Annotated in this window: 17 protein-coding genes; 3 read left to right on the top strand and 14 right to left on the bottom strand. The window is 62.6% G+C overall.

What is annotated here, in order from left to right:
• Positions 1–481: 481 nt before the first annotated feature.
• From NA4_RS06845 to NA4_RS06795, 12 genes are all read right to left on the bottom strand, one after another.
• The gene (locus NA4_RS06845) at positions 482–1,075 is read right to left on the bottom strand and encodes a DinB family protein (protein WP_067465750.1); all 594 of its coding nucleotides are present in this window, start codon (positions 1,073–1,075) and stop codon (positions 482–484) included.
• Between the two features lie 330 nt (positions 1,076–1,405).
• Positions 1,406–1,768 (bottom strand): hypothetical protein, encoded by a 363-nt coding sequence (locus tag NA4_RS06840; protein WP_157128856.1) that lies wholly within the window; start codon positions 1,766–1,768, stop codon positions 1,406–1,408.
• A 12-nt stretch (positions 1,769–1,780) separates the two neighbouring features.
• Positions 1,781–3,088 (bottom strand): EndoU domain-containing protein, encoded by a 1,308-nt coding sequence (locus tag NA4_RS06835; RefSeq protein ID WP_067465657.1) that lies wholly within the window; start codon positions 3,086–3,088, stop codon positions 1,781–1,783.
• A 130-nt stretch (positions 3,089–3,218) separates the two neighbouring features.
• The gene (locus NA4_RS06830; protein WP_067465654.1) at positions 3,219–3,515 is read right to left on the bottom strand and encodes a WXG100 family type VII secretion target; all 297 of its coding nucleotides are present in this window, start codon (positions 3,513–3,515) and stop codon (positions 3,219–3,221) included.
• The gene (locus NA4_RS06825) at positions 3,512–3,856 is read right to left on the bottom strand and encodes a WXG100 family type VII secretion target (protein WP_067465651.1); all 345 of its coding nucleotides are present in this window, start codon (positions 3,854–3,856) and stop codon (positions 3,512–3,514) included. Before NA4_RS06825 ends, NA4_RS06830 begins: the two co-directional genes overlap by 4 nt.
• 125 nt (positions 3,857–3,981) lie before the next feature.
• Positions 3,982–4,263 carry a DUF1932 domain-containing protein gene (locus NA4_RS43620; RefSeq protein WP_157128855.1) on the bottom strand — a complete coding sequence of 94 codons (282 nt, stop codon included), beginning with the start codon at positions 4,261–4,263 and terminating at the stop codon, positions 3,982–3,984.
• A gap of 301 nt (positions 4,264–4,564) precedes the next feature.
• Positions 4,565–7,330, bottom strand: coding sequence for an N-6 DNA methylase (locus tag NA4_RS06820; protein ID WP_067465648.1), 2,766 nt, complete (start codon positions 7,328–7,330; stop codon positions 4,565–4,567).
• 929 nt (positions 7,331–8,259) lie between these two features.
• The gene (locus NA4_RS06815) at positions 8,260–10,374 is read right to left on the bottom strand and encodes an AIPR family protein (protein ID WP_067465645.1); all 2,115 of its coding nucleotides are present in this window, start codon (positions 10,372–10,374) and stop codon (positions 8,260–8,262) included.
• 56 nt (positions 10,375–10,430) lie between these two features.
• Positions 10,431–11,777, bottom strand: coding sequence for a hypothetical protein (locus NA4_RS40130; protein WP_157128854.1), 1,347 nt, complete (start codon positions 11,775–11,777; stop codon positions 10,431–10,433).
• Between the two features lie 569 nt (positions 11,778–12,346).
• Entirely contained in the window at positions 12,347–13,558 is a 1,212-nt protein-coding gene (locus NA4_RS06805) for an FAD-dependent monooxygenase (protein WP_067465745.1), read from the bottom strand.
• A gap of 282 nt (positions 13,559–13,840) precedes the next feature.
• Positions 13,841–14,314 carry a hypothetical protein gene (locus NA4_RS06800; RefSeq protein ID WP_067465636.1) on the bottom strand — a complete coding sequence of 158 codons (474 nt, stop codon included), beginning with the start codon at positions 14,312–14,314 and terminating at the stop codon, positions 13,841–13,843.
• A gap of 333 nt (positions 14,315–14,647) precedes the next feature.
• Positions 14,648–15,352 carry a TetR family transcriptional regulator gene (locus NA4_RS06795; protein ID WP_067465632.1) on the bottom strand — a complete coding sequence of 235 codons (705 nt, stop codon included), beginning with the start codon at positions 15,350–15,352 and terminating at the stop codon, positions 14,648–14,650.
• 51 nt (positions 15,353–15,403) lie between these two features.
• On the opposite strand from NA4_RS06795, the gene NA4_RS06790 reads away from it, so the two are divergent.
• From NA4_RS06790 to NA4_RS06780, 3 genes are all read left to right on the top strand, one after another.
• Positions 15,404–15,586, top strand: a complete 183-nt coding sequence (locus NA4_RS06790; protein WP_067465627.1) for a hypothetical protein — start codon at positions 15,404–15,406, stop codon at positions 15,584–15,586.
• Positions 15,583–16,479 (top strand): LLM class flavin-dependent oxidoreductase, encoded by an 897-nt coding sequence (locus tag NA4_RS06785; RefSeq protein ID WP_067465622.1) that lies wholly within the window; start codon positions 15,583–15,585, stop codon positions 16,477–16,479. Before NA4_RS06790 ends, NA4_RS06785 begins: the two co-directional genes overlap by 4 nt.
• Before the next feature lie 127 nt (positions 16,480–16,606).
• Positions 16,607–17,323, top strand: a complete 717-nt coding sequence (locus tag NA4_RS06780; RefSeq protein WP_067465617.1) for a hypothetical protein — start codon at positions 16,607–16,609, stop codon at positions 17,321–17,323.
• 10 nt (positions 17,324–17,333) lie between these two features.
• Here the strand turns inward: NA4_RS06780 and NA4_RS06775 are convergent, their stop codons facing one another.
• Positions 17,334–17,690: a hypothetical protein gene (locus tag NA4_RS06775; RefSeq protein ID WP_067465613.1), complete on the bottom strand. Its 357-nt coding sequence runs from the start codon at positions 17,688–17,690 to the stop codon at positions 17,334–17,336.
• Positions 17,687–18,904, bottom strand: a complete 1,218-nt coding sequence (locus NA4_RS06770) for a DUF8832 domain-containing protein (RefSeq protein WP_157128853.1) — start codon at positions 18,902–18,904, stop codon at positions 17,687–17,689. Before NA4_RS06770 ends, NA4_RS06775 begins: the two co-directional genes overlap by 4 nt.
• Positions 18,905–19,016: the final 112 nt, after the last annotated feature.

The following is a 19,016-nucleotide window of genomic DNA, read 5'->3' as shown; positions in this document are numbered from 1 at the left end:
GACAGCGTTTCCGCATGTCAACGGGATTTTCGGATAATCCCAAAATGACCATATCGAGAAACCCCAGGTCAGATGCCGTCCTCCTGTGCGCCTGTAGGGCACATCGAACATGGGAACGCACTCCGAGCAATGCGACCCCGCGCGGATCAACCCGGCCGACCGAGACACGAGCTGTCATCCCCCTTCGATCAATGACGCCCCGCTTCACTGAACTTGTTGCAAAAACAACAATATTCAGCTGGTCCCGGTTATATTGCCCCTGCGGTCTCGACCGACGCCGATCACGCGCTCAGCGGCATTTCCGTGTATTCGGCCGTTGGCCGAGATACTGTGCCGGATATAGGTTCAGAAGCCTGCATCCGGGGGACTACCGAACGCACGATACGGGGCGCCGTTCGCTACAGGCGGGTAGCGTCGAGGTGCCTCATTTCTCGTAGCGAAGCGCCGGTGGACAGGCTTTCAAGAAGGCTGGATTCATCGATCACCGGAGCCCAGCGGCCTGTTTTGCGGTCTTCTCCAGCTTGGCTCGATATTGCTGCCACCAGGTCGAGTCACTGGTGGGCATGTTGTCGTTGCCGTCGAGCAGGCCCGCGGAGCCGTCGATGAGCTCGCGGAGGATGTCGGCGTGTCCGGCGTGCCGGTGGGTTTCGGCCGCCACGTGCACCAGGATTTGATGCAGGGTGACGGTCCGGTGGTCCTCGGACCACCACGGGACCGAGCCTGCAGCGGTCAGGTCGAGGCTGTCGATCGTGGCGTCGGCATGCGCCCAGGCTCGACGGTAGAACCCGATGACGTCCTCGCGTGACTGTTCGGAGGTGGCCCACATGTCGGCCGTGGGATCGGCCTCGAAGTCGTGTTCGGTGAAGGGCTCGTTGTATGGGCGGGCGAAAGTGTCACCGAAATAGCCGAACTCGATGGTGCCGAGGTGTTTGACCAAGCCGAGCAAGTTGGTGCCGGTTGGGGTCATCGGGCGACGCACGTCGTACTCGGACAGGCCGTCGAGCTTCCACAGCACGGCTTCGCGGGCATAGCGCAGGTAACGGTGCAGATCCGCTTTAGGGCCGGAGACAGTCATGTCCAGCACTGTGCCAGGGCACCCTCGCATCCCCGACTGATTTTCCTTTACACGACATCCTCGACGAAGCCGAGGGCGAGGCACTCGCCCAGCAGCAGGCCAACGTCTTCCTCGAAATCGCATGATGGCAAGCGGCCCAGAAAGACGGCGGCACCACCTGATGGCTCCGGGGTTACGTGACATTCGTCTTGCCCATGACGTGGGGCTTCGAGACTGCCGCGGGCTTGGTTGACGTCCGATCAGGGGCCAGGTTTCCAGTGTCTACAACTGGCTCGAGGCGCGCCACCAAGGACGACTTGGCCGTCTGGCCCCGATCGGATCACGAGGACTCTACGCAGTGACCACGTTGAGCTCAGATAGCACGCCTTGGGGGTCGCTGAGGTAGCGATATCCCTCCACTGGGGGATTGAACTGGCCGAGTACGTTCGCCACGGCATCGCGTTCCGCTTCAGTGACCGGGATCCGGCGCTTGATGAGACTGGCGCACAGCACATCGACGAGCATCGCCCACTCACCCACGTTGCTATAGGTCCGATAGCTTTCAAGCAGGTCAGAAGGCAGACGGTCGGCGACGCTTTCGAGAAGGTCTCGCGAGTCCTTGCTCATCTTGTTGAGCCGACGGTTACGGGCTTCGATGGCTTGCGGGTCTCGCTGACGCTTTCGGGCTTCTCGTGCCGCCCTGTCCGGATTCATCGCTCTCCTAGCCTATTTGATCGGGTCGCCATTCGCGTCGTTCCTGACTACGCCCTCCCCGCCGATGGGGTAGCCGGTCACGACTGAGCCGTCGGGAGCGACGATGACTTCGATTTGGACGCCGTTGCGGGTGCCGTTGACCTTCCAGTTGCCGTTGTCCTGGAGGACTGGCGGCTGGTCCGGGTTCTTCGCGACGTCGAGTATTCGGTCGATGATTTTGTCATCTTCCCAGTCATCGGTGTCGGGGAACTCGGTCTTGTTGGGCATTCCAGTCCCGGGCGCGTGCCCACCACCGTTGATGTCGTCGCTCCCGTCGCCGTCGAGGATATGGATCCGCCGTTTTTGAGAGATAGTAATGTTCGCCGGGTTCGGCTTCGCCCCCTCCACCTTGTCCCATTGGTTCCCGCTACTGCCACCCTCGGTCAGCTTGACGGTCATTGCCGCGATGCCCTCGAGGGCTGCTTTGGTGCCGCCCTGGGAGAGGTCGGGTATGGCTGAGAACACGCCCGAGCCAGCAGAACTAACGAAGGTGACCGCCTCGTAAATGTGGATGAGGTCACTGGCATGAACAGCGGTGCGGATAACCGCCGCCGCCGCCGCCGTGACGACTTCTGTGGTCACCGCGGCGCCACCAGCGGCGGCAGGCCCAGCGGCAGCACCACCAGTTACAACGGCTAAGACCCCGACGACCGCGATTGTGACGGCGATCGATGCGGCGAGCTCCTTGGTGGCGTCGGAGACAGCCCTCTGGATGTCGGAGCGCATCTTGTCGAGAGCCTCGTAGTGTCCCTGGACCGGCCCGTATAACGCTCTCGCCGCCTGAGCCAACAGTTCCGCGGCCTTCTGCAGCGTTGACAGTTTCTCTTCGATCGCAATGATGTTCGGGTCAGTGCTGTCTGCGAACTTGGCATTGACGCCCTTGATCCGCTCTGCGGCCCCGGTGATGTTCGTGTGCTCGGAGAACCTTTTCCACGCCTCTGCGGCAGTGTGCAACTTGGTGACGTCCCCGTTGGGGATCTTGCCGACCTTCTCCAGCAGGCCCGTGATCGGGCTGTCGATCCCGGCTCCGTTGTCTCCCTTGGCGGTAGCGGGGAGGTCCATCCCAGTGTCGTACAGCAGTTCGGACTCTGTTGGACGTGTCGGTTCGGTGCCGCTGGTGGTGGAGCGGTTAGCCTGCCACCAGTTGTAGCCCGTGGCGGCAAGAACATCGCCGTATCGCTGCAGTGCGTTCGCCAGGACCGCCGTCAATTTGACTATATCGTCGGCGTACTGGTCGTAGGCGGTAATCCATGCCTCGGACTTCTCGTGATTGCCGGCCATTCCGCCGACTCATGGACCAACTCGGACAGCAACGGACCCAACGCGAGAGAGATGTCGGTGGCGAGAAGCTGGCATTTCTTGGCCGCATCGAAGTAGACGCCGGAGTCGATCGTCCATGTTCCCACGGACGTTACCCGCCGTTGAGCATCTGCTTGTTGACCTCGGCAGCGTTGATGTACTTCATGTGTGCCTTGCGGGCGGCGTCGCTCATGTCGCGGACGCCCTCAGCGAACTCCCGGGCCGCTGTCGCCCACTTCGTGTGCGCCTCAAAATACGCCTGGGCTGCAACACTTTCCCAACCGGTGCCGGTGAGCCCCGCTACCTTGTGGTCTATGTCGTCAAGGTGATCATTGATAAATCCGGCCAGGGCGGACAGCCTGGCGACGATCTGGTCCAGGTGGTCGACATCGACGGTGAACTCGCTCACGGAAGATCCAGACTGGATGCCGAGGTGTTCAACGCTGATGCGTTGGACCAGTCGCGGCTTTCGTAGGTTTGGGCGGAAACGCCAAGCTTTCCAGCCATCTCCTTCAACGCCGTGATGATCTGACCTCCCCCATCGCGGACCTCGGACCACCCGTCAGCGAAGTCGGTCGCTGCGCCGCCGGACCAGTTCCCGTCGAGTAAAGAGGCGACGTCCTGAGCTACGGACCGCAGGGCGGAATGCAAGGCTTCCGCTAGCTCGTAGGTGTACTGACCGACCTCTCTGACCTTTTCCGGCACAACGGAAATGCTTCCACCGGTGGCTGGAGCTCCCCCATCAGTCATGGCTGGACCGTAGCGATCACCTCCAGGGGTGTCAAACCCCTTCGTCATGCAACGCAACACCACGTCCGATTCGGGTCGCTCAACCACGCGGTGTCGTACTGAGTAGCGCGAGGTTCCCTTGTTGGTCAGCCGAAGTCGCTGAATGACTGTTCCGGTGCGATCGCCCGAACATCCTTTGCCGGAGGGAGCAGCCCATACAGCGGGAGGCTTTCCGCGCTGAAAGAAATTGGCAGCCCTGATGCTTCGAGCGTGAATCCGACCTCCTCGATCTCCGGAACCCACCTCCAAGCACGAGCGGCGACTCCGGACAGCGCATCTCGTTCAGCGAGAGCGGGAGACCCGAGCCGGGCTCCTCGAGTTTGGGCGATGGAAAGCGGCCCGGCAGGACAGCGGCACCACCCGCTCATAACGGGTAATCAGCTTCGATCACCAACCGCCCACCCGGAAGACGCAGGTCACCACCGTTCCCATGTTCGACACGCCCCGCCGAGGGCACAAGCCTACGACAGTCTCTTTCGCACCTGACTACTGCCGCGCGCAACCAGCACGCCGGACCGATACGCGACTTCGCAGTCGGCTCCAAAATTCGGCGGCCGGATTACCTACCCAGCATTGCGTGACGCGGCACTATCGTCCGGATTAGCCGTTGCCTGCTCGCCGTCGTCACTGCGGGCATCCATCGAGCCCTGGCAGTCACCAAGAGGTCGACTACGACAATCGGACGCTCTTGCTCCACACTCCGGTCTCCTGCAATTTGGCGCGGATCGTATCCAGACGCTTTGCAAGTGCCGCGATTTGCCGCTGCCGTTCCAAATCAGGCTTGCCGTCGTCTGCGACAGGCACCTCGATCTCAAGCTGACGCACCCGCTTGGTATAAAGCTTCGCTTCGTACACATATCCCCCCTGGGCGATGCTCTGTGCGAGCGCGACTGCGAGGTAGTTCAAGTCGATCCCCTGGATCGGATGCGGCGGCGCTTCAGACGGTTTCTCGGCGGTCTCGGTACGCCAGATCAACTCGGCGTCAGGACTCCATGGTTGGACGATGACGACGTCGTCGGTCATCACGCATCCGGGCTCGCGGTTGAAGACCATGCCGACTGCGGATGCCCCTGTCGCCATCACAGTGACGCTCGGAAATTCTTCAGGTACGACGCCGCAATCGGCTAGCCAATCGAGCGCAATATACCCTTTGACTGTATCAGGTCGAGTGAATACCGAATAGACTGGTATGTCCCCAGGATTCTCGCGTAGATCCGAGTTTCGGATCCGCACTCCCGAGCGGACCTGAAATTGCGATACATCACTTATGGAGTATGTCTCCGTCGGACCTGAAGACAAACTTTTCAGCTCGGACTCCGCTTGTTTCAATTCGGTGATGAGCACTTCCAGCGTTTCGGTGGCGAGCTGAATAAATTCCTCGCGATCTATAGTTCCGGCGCGTTCGCCGAGTGCTACATGCTCCTCGTCAGTCCAGTGACGGACGACATCCCATCTTTCATCGGCCGCGAACGACTTGCTTGGAACTATCTTGACGAACTCGCAATCTTCGTACGGGGTGGGGCGTGCCACGCTGTTGTCGCTCGACCTTACGTATCTAATGAAGAGCTCGGCAATAACAGACAGATCATTCTGATCCGGCGTCGACACTCGCTCATAGTCGAGTGTTTCGCCAATTGTGCGAGCAATTCCACAGAAGACAGCTGGCCTCGACTGTGCTTTCGTCCGCCTTTTCTCTAGAACCAAGATGTATGTCGGCTGAGATGTGTTGAAGAAAGCGTTTCGTGGCAGCTGAATACTCGCGATAACATTGCATTCGTCGAGGAGTGCAGCTTTCATACGGTGCGCTGTTCGATTGAGCAGACCCAGAGGAACAATGACGAATGCTCGACCTCCAGGTTTGAGCGCTCCCGCAATATAGCGAAGAAAGAGCGCCTCCACCCCCAGCCCGCCAGCATCGTAGTAGTCCTTCAGTACGACACCGTTTCTCGGACCACGCACCTCCTCTATTTCTTTCCGATAGATCGAAGAGCCTTGCGTTACGTATGGCGGATTCGTGAGTATCACGTCTACCGAGTTCTTCGGAGGGTACAGCAAGCTTCCGAGCGTCTCGTTTTCGTTCAGCAACAAGAACGTATTTGCAAGAGACTGGTTGAGTGCGTCTGTCGTAGTATGCGGATCGCGTACTGATTCGGCGAGATGCAGAAGCATGTTGGCTTTCGCCAAGATATTCGTGTTTACATCGACATCCAAACCAACAAGCTTTACTCGCTGCTTAGGCAAACCATCGCGGAAAGAGACGTTGCCGGGAAGAGCATCAGGAAACAACAGCGGTTCTAGCAAGAATCCCCCAACGCCGGCTGCCGGATCGAGTACGGTCGCCCCCTCGGGAAGTCGATTCAGCATGGCCATTCGCACCATCGGCTTAACAATATTGCGCGGGGTAAAGAACTGACCGAGGCGCTGCTGCCGCGCGGAGCGACGCAGGAACGTCTCGTAAAGTCTCAGCTTGAATTCCGGGTCGATATTTGTCAACGTACCGAATTGCTGGAATGTCTCAAGGATCTCGCAGAAAGTTCTGTTGTAGGACGCGATGGTGGTGGTCGACGAAGACCGTAAGAATGCAAAGCCGTTGATCACGGACGTTTGTGAGGTAATTGTGGCAAGTCCGAACAACTCACGCACGGCCTGGTCGGTGACAAGCAAACGTTCTGTGAAGATTTGCTTTATGCGGGGCCTAATCGTGTTGACATAGTACTCGATCTGGCTGGCCCCCTTCTTCTGCTTGAACTCTGCCTGATCATCGAGGAGCACATCGAATCGATGGTCAGCGGCGAGCACGGACATCGGCAGATTGTCCGACAAGAATTTGAGCATGAAGATCTCAACGAATGTCAGCAGGCAGTCTTTCGGCTCAGCCTTCGTCGCGTGCCAAACGATCTGCCATACCGTCTCTGCCAATGGACGAGGATTGCGAATTACACCAGACTCACCATGGTAGAGATCGGCTAGCACTCCTGGACTGAAATCCCGGTTTTCATTGATCTCGACGATCTCACCGGCGTTCGCCGAAGCAACCGCGTCAAGATAGCGGTTGCGAGCCCCGTCGGTGGTGATCGCGATCCGAAGCCCCAAAGCCAAGGCTCCGTGCACGGCCTGCTCGGCCGCTTTGAGTTTGTCGTCGTCAGATCGGAGACGCGAGGGGTCTTTCCATTCCGCAACCGCTACAGGAATCACTACGCTCCCGACTCTTTGGACATATAGCGTGTCGGGCTTGGCGCTTTTGGGAAGCTTTGGGGCCTTGTACTTTTGGCACGGAAAATCGACTGTGGCGGCCATAGAAAATTCAAGTCCTGCTTTCGCCAGCATATCTACCGTCGTAGACCCAAGATCCAGGCGTTCGAAATCGCCGAACCGTGAGCCGCGCAGCCCCTCGGGAGTGAGGTACCCCTTCTGGGCCAACTCTTCCGTCGCCAAGCTGTTTCCTCCGCATCAGTCATCGCCGGGGAGCAAAGGCTCCATGAACCGTGACAGGGTACCTAAGTCGTTCTGGGGCCCAAACATCGAAACACACTGCCTGGCACCGATGAGACGCTTGTAGGACACGCGGCATTGTGAATCCCCCTGGTAACAGCATCGGCAACGATCGTCGATCCGACTCCGTCCATACCGAACGCGTACACCGCCAAGTACATCAACATCAATCGACTCCCATCGATCTGCGAATTGGGACAGAGTCAACTTCGGTGAGCGCCGTCGCAGTGAACCACCACTGCCTGCCCCGCCGCGCGTGCACGGCGGACCCTCCACAACTGGTATGCCGCTTCGATCGCCAACGAACCACTAGAAAACCGCAGGTAGTGCCCGTTTCCCTCTTCGATGTGCCCAGCCGGGGTAGCATGATGTCGCGACCGATCGCCCACACACGCAGAACGGCACGATCACGTCAGACGGGATATCTACCCACGGCGACCGGCGTTTCAGTTGCCCATGGTGTGCGTGTCCTGCCCGGGTATCAGCGCCTGCGGTTCCGCTGAAAGTACATGGTGGCAACCTAGTTGGGTGCGTCGAAACGCAGTTCTCGAATCTCCAGAAGCACTGGACGGAAGCACCTGTAGCGGGTCTGCTGCGTATTGGGTATATCGGACACCTTCCGCGCTCGGCGTCCGCCGGTTGTTGGGCAACCTGCACAGCACCACTCGCCGCACCCGTCCGCCCGCAAGCTCGCCGAGACGCTACTCCGGCAAAAACGCTATGCCCTTGGCCCGCAGCAGCTTTGTCTCGCCACACTCCGCGATCAGAACGTACAGTCCGGCCGGTCTGGTACACAATCATCCAACCGGCTACGGCGCTCCCTTCCGAGATCAACCCGCAGACTGTGCGCTGGGGGTGGCGGTCCAACTTGCTTAGCTTTCGTCATCTCCCGGCTCATCTTCTTCTTCACTGTGAATCAGTTGCGCCAGATCCCATAGACTCCGCCCGTCGGCGAGCAACCAGCGCATCGTTCCTTGGTTCGCGACCGGCCGATCGTCCCATCCCGCGTCCCACCACATTTTCGACACGAGCCCAGATGGAGAGTACTGCTGTTCGTCGTATGCCCACAGGATCGATTTGGTGCGGTGATTGACCCACGTCGCCTGCCGTCGCCTTTCATCTTCCTCGAGCCAGTTTTCAAGGGCCTTGCGCTCGGGCTCGGTCTGCGCGACGTAGTGAAGCGCCGATCCCTCTTTGATCACGCGACGGTCAACTAAGAGCGGTACCGTGTTCTGGCGGCGCGACTTACGTTGTTTCGCGGGTGGTTCGGGAACGGCTATGCCGTCCGCCAATTGGTCGAGGACTTGCTTGGCCAGCTCTTGGCATCGCTTTGCGGATTGAAAAGTTGCTCTGATCTGTGGGCGGTGATCATTCAGAGTGATCTGGTGCGCCAGTCGACGCACCAGTTCCGCCACAATAGTCGGAATCTTTTCGAGAACCTCAGTGTCCCAGTCGAAGTCAGGGTCGTCGATGCTTGTCGCGCCGAGATACTGGAACAGCAGGTGCGTAACGAGAAGTCCGCCGTGTTCGGCAACTGCGGCCTCGCGGCCGTCGAGTTCATTGCCCCGCTCATACACCGCGCTGCGAGTGGCGCGCAGCGTCAGTACTGAACGCCAGACTTTTTGGGGAGAGGGTTCTCGATGAAACAATAGTGTATGACTGCCGTTGGGTCCTTGCTCCCAGAGATTTTCGGTGGAGCTACTAGCGCGGGCGGTTTGTTCAGCGTCGGGGTGCAAGCATGCCAGGGCAAGCGCGAGTTCGTCCAACGAACAGCCGGTGGCCGGAGCGGGGACGGGTTCGCCCCGCTTGATCACATAGTGCTTGCGGAGCTCTGCGCGTAGGTTTGCCTTGATCGCCTGGTGCACGGGTTCAAGCGCAATGTGATCGCGTTGCTCGATGGCGTTTTGCCGGTTTGCCGCCTGGGATACGTCGACCGCGAATTGTTTGTCGCCCTGTGTGTTGATGACCTTGATACTCAGCGTTGCATGGGCCGCTGCGTCGCCTTCTTCGAGCATGGCTCTGGCGATGGCGCGTACAGTCTGTGCTCCGTTGACGATACTCGCGCCCGTCACTGATAGCGTCGTCGGCCTGCTCTGTGGAGCCCTTGCGCTGTCATGCTTGGCGTCCAGCCCATCACAGATCATGGTGATCCCGTTGTTCAGGTGCCAGAAGGTGGTGGGTGTGGATGTGAGGGTCTGGCCGATCGCCGCGTTCGTCACAGTGGTCCCGAGAGGTGCCCGGAGGTTGTGCTCGAACAGGGCAGTTCCGTGCGCTTCAAACCAGTCGGCGACGCTTTCAGCGGCGACTGTGCCCTGGTATGCCTCGAGTGGTCCTTTCTGCTTGTACCAGTCGTCTAGCCGTACGTCCAAGCAGATTGGTTCCGGTCGGAGATCTGCGTGTACCTGCTCATGGAAATCAGCAGCGAACAGGACTTGGACGTTCACGCGGGCGCCGTACTTGTTGAACTCGTTGAGCGCGTTATCCAGGACCTGACGTGCCGGAGGCGAAGGTTGCACTGTACCCATCAGTGCAATTAACAGAGTCGTCCTGCCCGTGATGAGCAGCGGCCTCGCCTCTTGAGCGAGAGCCGCGGCACGCTGATTGAACTGCTCGTAAAGCTCATTCTCGATTCGGTTCAGACCGTCGACCATTGCCTTCGCGGCATCCACATCAAAGGTTGCAGTGCCTTTGTCGCTCCATTTCGCCTGGACCAGCAGAACCTGTCCGCTTTCGGGTAGCGGAGCGATTGCGTCCAGACCCTGGTCAGCGATGCCGTCGGTGACAAAGCCGGCCGCCTCTGCGGCATTACATTTTGCTACACATCGCACGGCGAGCGCGGCCAGAGCGCGCGAGAGGAAGCGCTGCTCATAGTTGCCTCCTTGGAAATGAGCGATGTCACTGTCATCGATCACCCCGTCGAACGTCTCGTGAAGCTGTTCGCGGACCTGTGTGACTTGGCGAGGTGTATCCGCTCCCAGCGTGGCCATGGATAGTTGTCTCCCATCGTTAGCGTCTTGAAATGACCGAAGCCTCAGTGCAGGGGTTACGGCCCGTTGCCGCGTGGCCGAGTATCGAAGTCGACAACCAGCAGGACAGATCCGAGGGCATCCGCAGACATCTTGACTAAGTCGAGGACCGCATCCAGGGTGACCTCGCGCGCCCCGAACCAACCGTCACGCGCTAGTCGAACGAAATCGGTCGGTACAAGATGCCGACGAAACACGGCAAACGGACGTAGCGAATTGATATCATCCACTGTCGAAATCGCAACTTCGACTTGCTCAATGGGGTAGATCGCGCCCGGAATCGTGCGCGGCAGCGCTGACGTAAATGGTACGTCTGCATGGATGCGGACAAAGATTGGGTTTTCCAACAATCCGAAATCGTCGCGTCTCCGCCGAGTACGTAGCATCCAGCCACGGGAATGCGTATGGAGTTCGGCTAAGCTGCGCCGGACGCTAGGTGACAAGAGAGCATCCAGTCCGCGCCCCACGTAGCGGAACATGACGAGTGTCTCGGTGGCCGCATGATAGTAATAGGCATCGATCGAACCGTTCTCTGACGTGATTTCACGCCGAGCGACTACAGACGTCACCTGAAGGTCGTAGTTCTTCCTCTGACGCGTCGCGTCGACGAACGCTCGCACCACTGTCTCACCAGCACTGCCGAGCCTATCTACGATACGCCCGCGGATATCGTCGAGTTCCAGCTGAGCTGCAGCGTCAGGAAGCCCGCTGATGAAACTCGCCCCAGCTAAAGTCCTGTTCCAGTGCTGGACCTGAACGAAGTCCTTCGGGGCCACGCCAGCGATCTTTGCGAAGAGCAACAGAGCATCGCGCTCGTCTCGCCAGCGAAGCTCACGTTCGCCCCAATCTCCCTCATCATCAAGGAGAGGCGTCAGCTTCTCCACTTCGGTCGCAACATAAGGTGAGAGCTCCCGGAGATTGGCCAATACAGCACTCGCACTTCGCGTGATGGGGCCGCTCTCCGGCAATCTGTCAGAGGTGTCAGCACTGAACCAGCCTCCCGGGATAGCGACATGCTCCCGAAACCGCCGTCCATGAGAAACGAAAACCTTCCGGTCCCGGTCCGTCTTATGGGCTGGGCGGACGATACTCAGTCCCCAAATCCGCTCGCCGGAATTCCTGCCCGGCTGGGTATGAGGGTCAACGATGATAGCGAGGTGCGGCTTCGACTCCGGCCAGTCTCGACAAGACTGCGAGTAGGACCTTTCCTTCGACGGGTCCAGGTCGATCAGATTGAGGAAATCCGCATCAGGACGCAGAATCGCTAGCCGCAACGTACGAGCTGAAGCGCCCGAACTCCCCCACTCCGGCTGTGCCGATGCCATGCTCTCCCCTGAACCTTCGATCGCGACATCAATGTTCACGAGCAGATTAGCGTGTCGCGACTAGTGCCTGCTGGTGACCACCTGGTGATCGCCGGACACCTCGCCGATCGGTCAGCCCGAGCCAGCGTCTTCCTCGATATCACTCGACTAGAAGCAGTCCGCCAAGTCGACGGCAGTCCACATGTAGCGCGCATCCAGCTTCGATCACCAATTGCCCACCCAAAATCCGCAGGTCGGCCTCATCATCCCAAGTTCGACACGCCCAGCCCAGGACTCCATGAAGATGGGAGGGGCGGGTGGCTGGCGCAAGCACGTCGCAACGCTCAAGTTGAATAGTTACCCACGATGACCAGGCGTTTTACAGTTGCCCATGTTGTGCGTGTCCTGCCGAGGGCACAAACCAGCAACACGCTTCCGCATGTCAGCGGGTTGCCCCGATTCTTGGACTGCTTCCAGCCCAACCACATAGAACGGAAACGTTCAGGTCAAGACGGTTGCGCCAGTGCGAGATCAACCCCTCGCACACCACATCTACATCCGAGTCCGGCGGTGGCCGCTTACCGAAGCGTCGTCCCTCTCGACACGCTATGTGACGCCTACGGCCTGGCCTAGGAGGTGGTCGGCGGTCCGGCCGGGGCCCTGGAGTCCGGCGCCCCTGCGTAGTCGGGGAGTTCGATGCCGTTGATCGCGCGCTCGATCAGCTCGGTGAACCATTCACCGGCGAAGTCGGGGCTCGGCTCGGCGTCCGGCCCTGGGACGTCGCGGCTGCGCGCGTTCAACCGGCCGATCTCCTGGTTGGCCTCGACGAACGAGCGCATCCGCCGCTCGTAACCGGCGAACCCGGCCTCCGGGTCCCACCCGGCGGCGGCCAGCTCTCCGGCCAGCAGGTAGGCGCCGACCAGGGCCAGCCCCGTACCCTGCCCGGACATCGGTGACGAGCTGAAGGCCGCGTCCCCGAGCAGCCCAACTCGTCCGCTCGACCAGCGGTCCATCACCACTTGGGCGACCTGGTCGAGGTAGAAGTCCGGGGTGTCGTCCAGGTGCGCGAGGATGCGCGGGGTCAACCAGCCCATGCCGGCCATCCGCTGGCGCAGCAGGCGCTTCTGGGCCGCGACGTCGCGGTAGTCGACGTCGAAGTTCCCCGAGGGGAAGGAGAACATGGCCATCGCCCGGGTGGCGTCTTGGATGGGCCGCAGCCCGGCGGAGCGCCCGGTCTCCTGGTAGTCGATCAGCCAGCGGTCCAGCCCGAACTCGTTGGGCACACTGTAGAAGGCCAGCACGTGCCCGAGGTGGCGGACGAACCGCTCGCGTGGCCCGAAGACCATCGCTCGCAGTGCCGAGTGCAGCCCGTCCGCCCCGACCACCAGGTCGAAGCGCCGCCGGTCGCCGCCCTCGAAGGCCACATCGACCCCGTCCGCGTCCTGAGTGAGCTCGGCGATCCGGTCGCCGAAGACGTACTCGACACCGTCCCGGGTGTCGTCGAAGAGCACCTGGGACAAGTCCCCGCGCAGGATCTCGATCTCCGCGATGTACCCGTCGCCGCCGTCGTCGTCCGCGCGGAAGGTTTCCAGCACGTTCCCGTTCGCGTCCACGGTGTACGCGCCGGCGGTTTCGGTGCGGGCCGCGCGCACGGCTGCGTCCAGCCCCATCCGCCGGATGACTTCCTTGGTCACCCCGCGCGCGTCCACTGCCTGCCCACCGGGACGCAGCTCGGGGGCCCGCTCCACCACGGTCACCTCGGCCCCCCGCCGACGCAGCCAGTGAGCCAGCGCGGGCCCCGCGATACTCGCCCCCGCCACCAACACCCTGACACCACTCACCGGAGCCACTTCTCGCCCGTCCGGATCACTGTCCGGATCGTTTGCTCTGCGCGGGGTCGTCGACGCTCATCATTGCCTCCATGTGTTCTGCCTGCGCTGGAACGGTCCCAGCGCAGGCCCATCGCTGCCGGTGTATCCAGCGGTATCGACGACGGATCCGCCCAAAATTCATCGGTGCAGCCGAGATCGTGTTCATGCTCCTGCGAACCCCTTGAACTCGGAATGAGGGAGCAGAGGGTTGTCTCGTGAGGGCATGTCCCTCTGGGCTGACCTGCCGCCGCCCTAGTCGCGGAGGTTGGCGAACGGGCGCCGGCCGCCGTGCATGGCCTTGAAGCTTCGGATCATCGACTGCTCCAGCGCGAGGGCGTCGGGTTCTTCGCGCCACCCGACCAGCAGTTCGGAACTATCAGCGAGCTGCCAGATGAATCGGCCGCCGGTATGGCCGACAGGTTTTCCTGCGCCGTGCCGTCGATACTCGTCCAGCCGCGTGCGCAACCCACGCTTGCCCCTCGCCCCGGCATCTGCTTTGCCGATGTAGACAACCGGCTCGTCGGGCACCCAATTCGCTTCCAGCACCGCCATGGACACCGATGGGTCCTTGCCCTTGAACCAACCCGCCGGACTGCTCGCCAGGAATACAGGCGGTGCGATGGCCGGCCGCATGACCACATACACCCCCGGCCCTGCCGGAACGTCGCTCGCGGCCAGGGCGGCAAACGGTACGAACCCCTGGAAGTCCGTCAGCGTGAAGGCCATGTCAGTCAGAATGCACGACGGCCGGGCTGCGCCGGAATACCTCGGCAGTCGGTGATCTTGCCGACGGATCTGCTGCCTGCTCGGCCCAGATGGCGCCGGTATCGTCCTGGCTGATGGTGATGCGGCGATCGAGTTGCCGTAGGTACCGAGAAACGACTCGCGTCGATCGTGCCCGCACGCGGCGTCGGCAGCGCCGGCAGTTCGATATCGGCGAGTTCGCGCAGTACCCGCTGCGCAAATCACCTGAACCAACGATGTCGCACCAGGATCCCCACCGTCGGTCGATATCCGGCCGCAGCGGCAGTCTCGTATCAAAATCTAAGACCTGGCGAGTTACATTTTGAGATGGCGGTAGATCGTTGCGCGGGAGACCTCGAAACGGGTGGCGAGCACGTCGATGCCTGCGCCTTGGGCGTGCAGCTTCCGCATCTGTTCGATCTGTTCGGCGCCGAGTTTGGCGGGCCGTCCACCGTTTCGCCCGCGGGCGGCTCCGCGCGGGCGCGCCGGGAGCGGCGCTCCCAGCAGCGCCCGCGCGCCGTCGAGGATCAGTTGCCGCAGCCGGTCGGCCGGTTCGTTGCGGAACAACACCACCGGATCGGCCAAGCCGGCGACCACCTGACAGGCCCGAACCCGCTGCTCGATGCTCGCACCCGGCCCGGCGACGAGTTCGTTCGCCAGCGCGATTGCCACGCGGAATCGGTCGGCCACCGGGGCCTGGACCAACAATGTCATATCCAGGACCAGCATGGTGAGGGTATGGCGGTGACGGAGGTGCACATCAACGTAGCCTTCGATCGCCCGCCACCGGACCATCTCGGCATCCGGCTCCGCCTCGGCAGCGGCCAGCGTCGCGTCCAGCTCGTCCAGCATCGGGAGGGTGAGCTGACGCAGGATCTCGTCCTTGGATTCGAAGTGGTAGTACAGGGCCGCTTTGGTGATTCCCACGTCATCGGCGATCGACTGCATGGAGGTGGCCCGATACCCCCTCGTGGCGAACAGGATTCGCGCCGCGGCCAAGATGCGCTCGGAAGTCGTCAATGGCTTACCTTCGGTCAAATATCAGGTAGGGTGCTGACCCGTAGTCAGTCTATGGCCGCCACGATCATCCGTATGCGATCGACCGGCTCTGGCGATCGACGCGAAGGGATATTCGCCATGTTCGCGGTGCGGCAGCACAAATTCGGCCCGCCGGTCGCGCTCGCCGATGCCGCCGCGGCACACGCCGCGCTCGAAAACCGTACGGCTGTCGGCAAAGTGGTGCTCGTTCCATGAGAATCGGTGTCATCCTGCCCTCGGTGGCAACCCAGCGCGACCAACAGCTCGACATCGCGACCGCGGCCCGCCACGCCGAACAGGCCGGCCTGGCCGGGGTCTGGCACGGCGACCACCTCGCCACCGGCGCCCCGTCGCTGGACTGCACCGTCGCTCTCGCGGCAGCCGCGGCCGCCACTCACCGCATCCACCTCGGCACCAGCGTGTACGTCGCCGCGCTGCGCCCGCTGGCGTGGGCGGCGAAACAGATCGCCTCGCTGCAGCACATCAGCGGCGGCCGGGTATTGCTCGGCATCGGGTCCGGTGGACACCCCGCGCAGTGGGCCGCCGCCGGAATCCCATACGTGCAGCGCGGAATTCGCACCGACACCGCGCTGCGCCTGCTACCCGAGCTGCTCGCGGGCCGCCGTGTCACCGTGCCCGAGCCCGCCGGGCCGGCCGAGGTCCAGCTGTCGCCCGCGGTCCCGGTTCCCCCGATGTGGGTAGGTAACCACTCCGCGGTGGCCCGCCGTCGCGCCGCCCTGATGGCCGATGGCTGGTTCCCCTCGCTGATCACTCCGGCAGAACTGGCAGCCGGACTCGCCGAACTCACCGACCTGGCAACCAGGGGTCGACGACCGGTGCCTGCGGTCGCGGTCGGCGCCACCGGCGTCCTCGGCACCGACGCGGAATTACCGACCCGCGACGAGATCGCCGCGGGAATCAGCCACGCCTACCGGCGATCCGTCGAGGACACGATGCGCGTCCCTATCACCGGCCCCCTCGAAGGCGCCACCGAACGTCTCGCCGCCTACCGCGACGCCGGCGCCGACCACCTCGTGTTCGGGATCGCGGGTGGCGACTGGCGACACCAGTGCGACTTGCTGGCTCAGGCCGCTTCCGCCCTTCGCTGAACCGGCCACAGCGACGCGCGCGGGGGTAGCCGACATACAGGACGAGGTCAGCCGTGGCGGGTGAGCGTGGGAACCTCAGTCATCTGACTGATGCGGCGGGCAGACGCACCGGATTAGCTTCCCTGCCATGAAGCTCATCAACGATCACTTGGCCGTGAAAGCCCGCACCTTGCCGCTCACCGACGACGGGTTTCTCCTACTGGCTGGCGAAATCGGCACATGGCGCGGCAATTTCGCGTTTCCTCCGGGCGCGGTGGCAACCGACCTCGCCGTACTGGCCAGGGCGATCGATGCGGTGGAAGCCACGGTATTCCGTGCGGTGCTGCGCGCCCCGGGCGAGGGCGATGAACTGCTGGCGGCCAGGGGAATCCGGTCGGCGCGGTACGACATCGTCGTCCTTGTCCGTACCGAGTCCGTCGCTGCCGCACAAGCGCTGCGCGAGAGCCCCGCCTATCGGACACTCGCCGAGTCGATGACGGCGGCTGCCCGTCGCACCCACGAGATCGTCGCGCGCAATGCCGGGCGCCTCGGCGACGTCGACCATGGACCGGATCACCTTTTCCTGTTCAACTACTTCTACGCCGACGACCGCGAAACCCTGCTGCGGGTGTGGGAGTACACGGCGGGGTGGTTCCAGGCGAAGACCGCGCTACCCAACTCCGCCATGATGGAGCCGCTGGCGGGCGAACCGAACGACTACGGGATCATCAACCACGCGAGCTGGCCGCATTGGCGAACCTTCTTGCCCGGCTTGATCTTTCGTCCCGGTTTCCGCCGGTTCGTGCTGGCCAACTTCCAGGCCAACGGCATTGCCGCGCAGCCGATCATCTACCGTCGGGTGTGACCATCGCGGGTCACACCGGCAGGTCGACGGTGATCGTCTCCATGCCCCGGTCACCGGAGAGGGAGATGGACAGCTCCCATTCACCGTCCATCGTCAGCAGATTTCCGGTGGCGACGAAAAGATTCGGCCCGGTCCGCACGGTCGCCACGGGCGGCACGGCGTGCCCCATGGCGGGCATGACGGCCGCCAGGGTGACCGTTTCCGCGGCGCCCGATACAACCCGTACCTCGATGGGATCGGCTGCCCGCACGGTGACGGTGTACTGAGCACCCGCGGCCTGCACGGGTTCGGGCGAGTCACCGGACCCGCACGATATGGCCGCGACCGACGCTCCCACCAGGAGCACACACAGACTCGGATACTTCATCGAACAACCTCCAGTGTGAACGGTTCGGTGATGACACGGTCGCCGACCGCATACTGGACCCACGCCAGGCAGCGGCCGGGTTCGGGGAAGGTGACCGTGAACCGCAGCGCGGATATGCCCGCCGCGGCCGCGTGTACGTGCGTCAGCCGGTCGCCGTCGCTACTGCGGACGACGAGATGGCCGGGCATGCCGAGCCAGAGCTGGTGCGGCCCTGCGGTGTCGACCTCGATCGTCACCGGATTCCCGGCGACCGGAACTGCAGGCGACAGCCGGGGAACGATGGCACCGCGTCCAGCACCGTCGTGGTCGGCGGTGTCCGGCAGAACCGCACCGGCGACGTGGAACGCACCGGTGAGCAATTGCCCACCGGCCCGCTGCCGTTCGATCTCGAGATAGGCCAGATAGCGGCCGGGCCGGGCGACATTCAGGCTGACCGCCAGCATGCCCGGTGCGGTCCGCAACGGGTGCAGATGCCGGAAGACGCTGCCGTCTTCGCTCGTCACCACCAGGTGAGCCATCGCCTCGTGGTGGACGGCGAGGTCGTCGACGGGCCGCCCGGTCGCTCCGTCGGTCAACCGCACGCTGAGGGTGAAGTCGGCGCCGGTGACGGGCTCGGCCTGCGTCGAGAACCGAGCTTGGGCGTAGGGCCTACCGGTCTCGGGTGCCGCCGCGGCGCCGTTCGCGGACATATACGGGGTGAGCAGCGTGACCGTGATCGCGACGGCAGCTGCCGCGGTGCCGCCGCCGACCAGGACACGGGATCCGCGCGTAGCCAGTACCGAGCCGACCAGCAGCAACCCGGCGACGAGGGCGGCGCCGTCGACCAGCATCCCCCACCCGGCAGGCTCGGGCACCACGACCCGGAACGGGATCACCGTCACCTCGTCATCCGCCCGGACCCGCAGTTCGTGCGGACCGTCGTGCCGTATCTGCAGCGCCGCGGCTGCACTGCCCGCGGTCACTGTGCCCGTCGAGGTGCCGCCGTCGGTGAGCGACCGCAGCTCCAGCTCGAGCCGTATCGGGTACGGCGCGTGTGCGCTCACCGGCAGCGGCGCGGGAGCCTGCGCGATGCCGGGCAGGACCAGAGTCACCTCGCCTGCCGAAAACGTCTGTGTCACACGCAGTTCCGACCCGGATTCCATCACGTGGGCGTGCGCCGGGGCGGCAGGCAACAGCACCAGCAGGGCCGTCGCGGCCACGTCGATCACTTTCACGGTGGCGACGTTAGGTCCGCACCGTCTCCCGCCGCCTCCGTTGGATGACTGATGTACACCGGCCCGACATCAGTCATCCGACGGAGGCGGGCCGCGGCACCACGTTCTTATG

This window comes from Nocardia amamiensis NBRC 102102 (assembly GCF_001612745.1).
GTDB classification, from domain to species: Bacteria; Actinomycetota; Actinomycetes; order Mycobacteriales; family Mycobacteriaceae; genus Nocardia; species Nocardia amamiensis.
The sequence above is the reverse complement of the archived record's forward strand: the minus strand, read 5'-3'. Positions and strand labels throughout refer to the sequence as shown.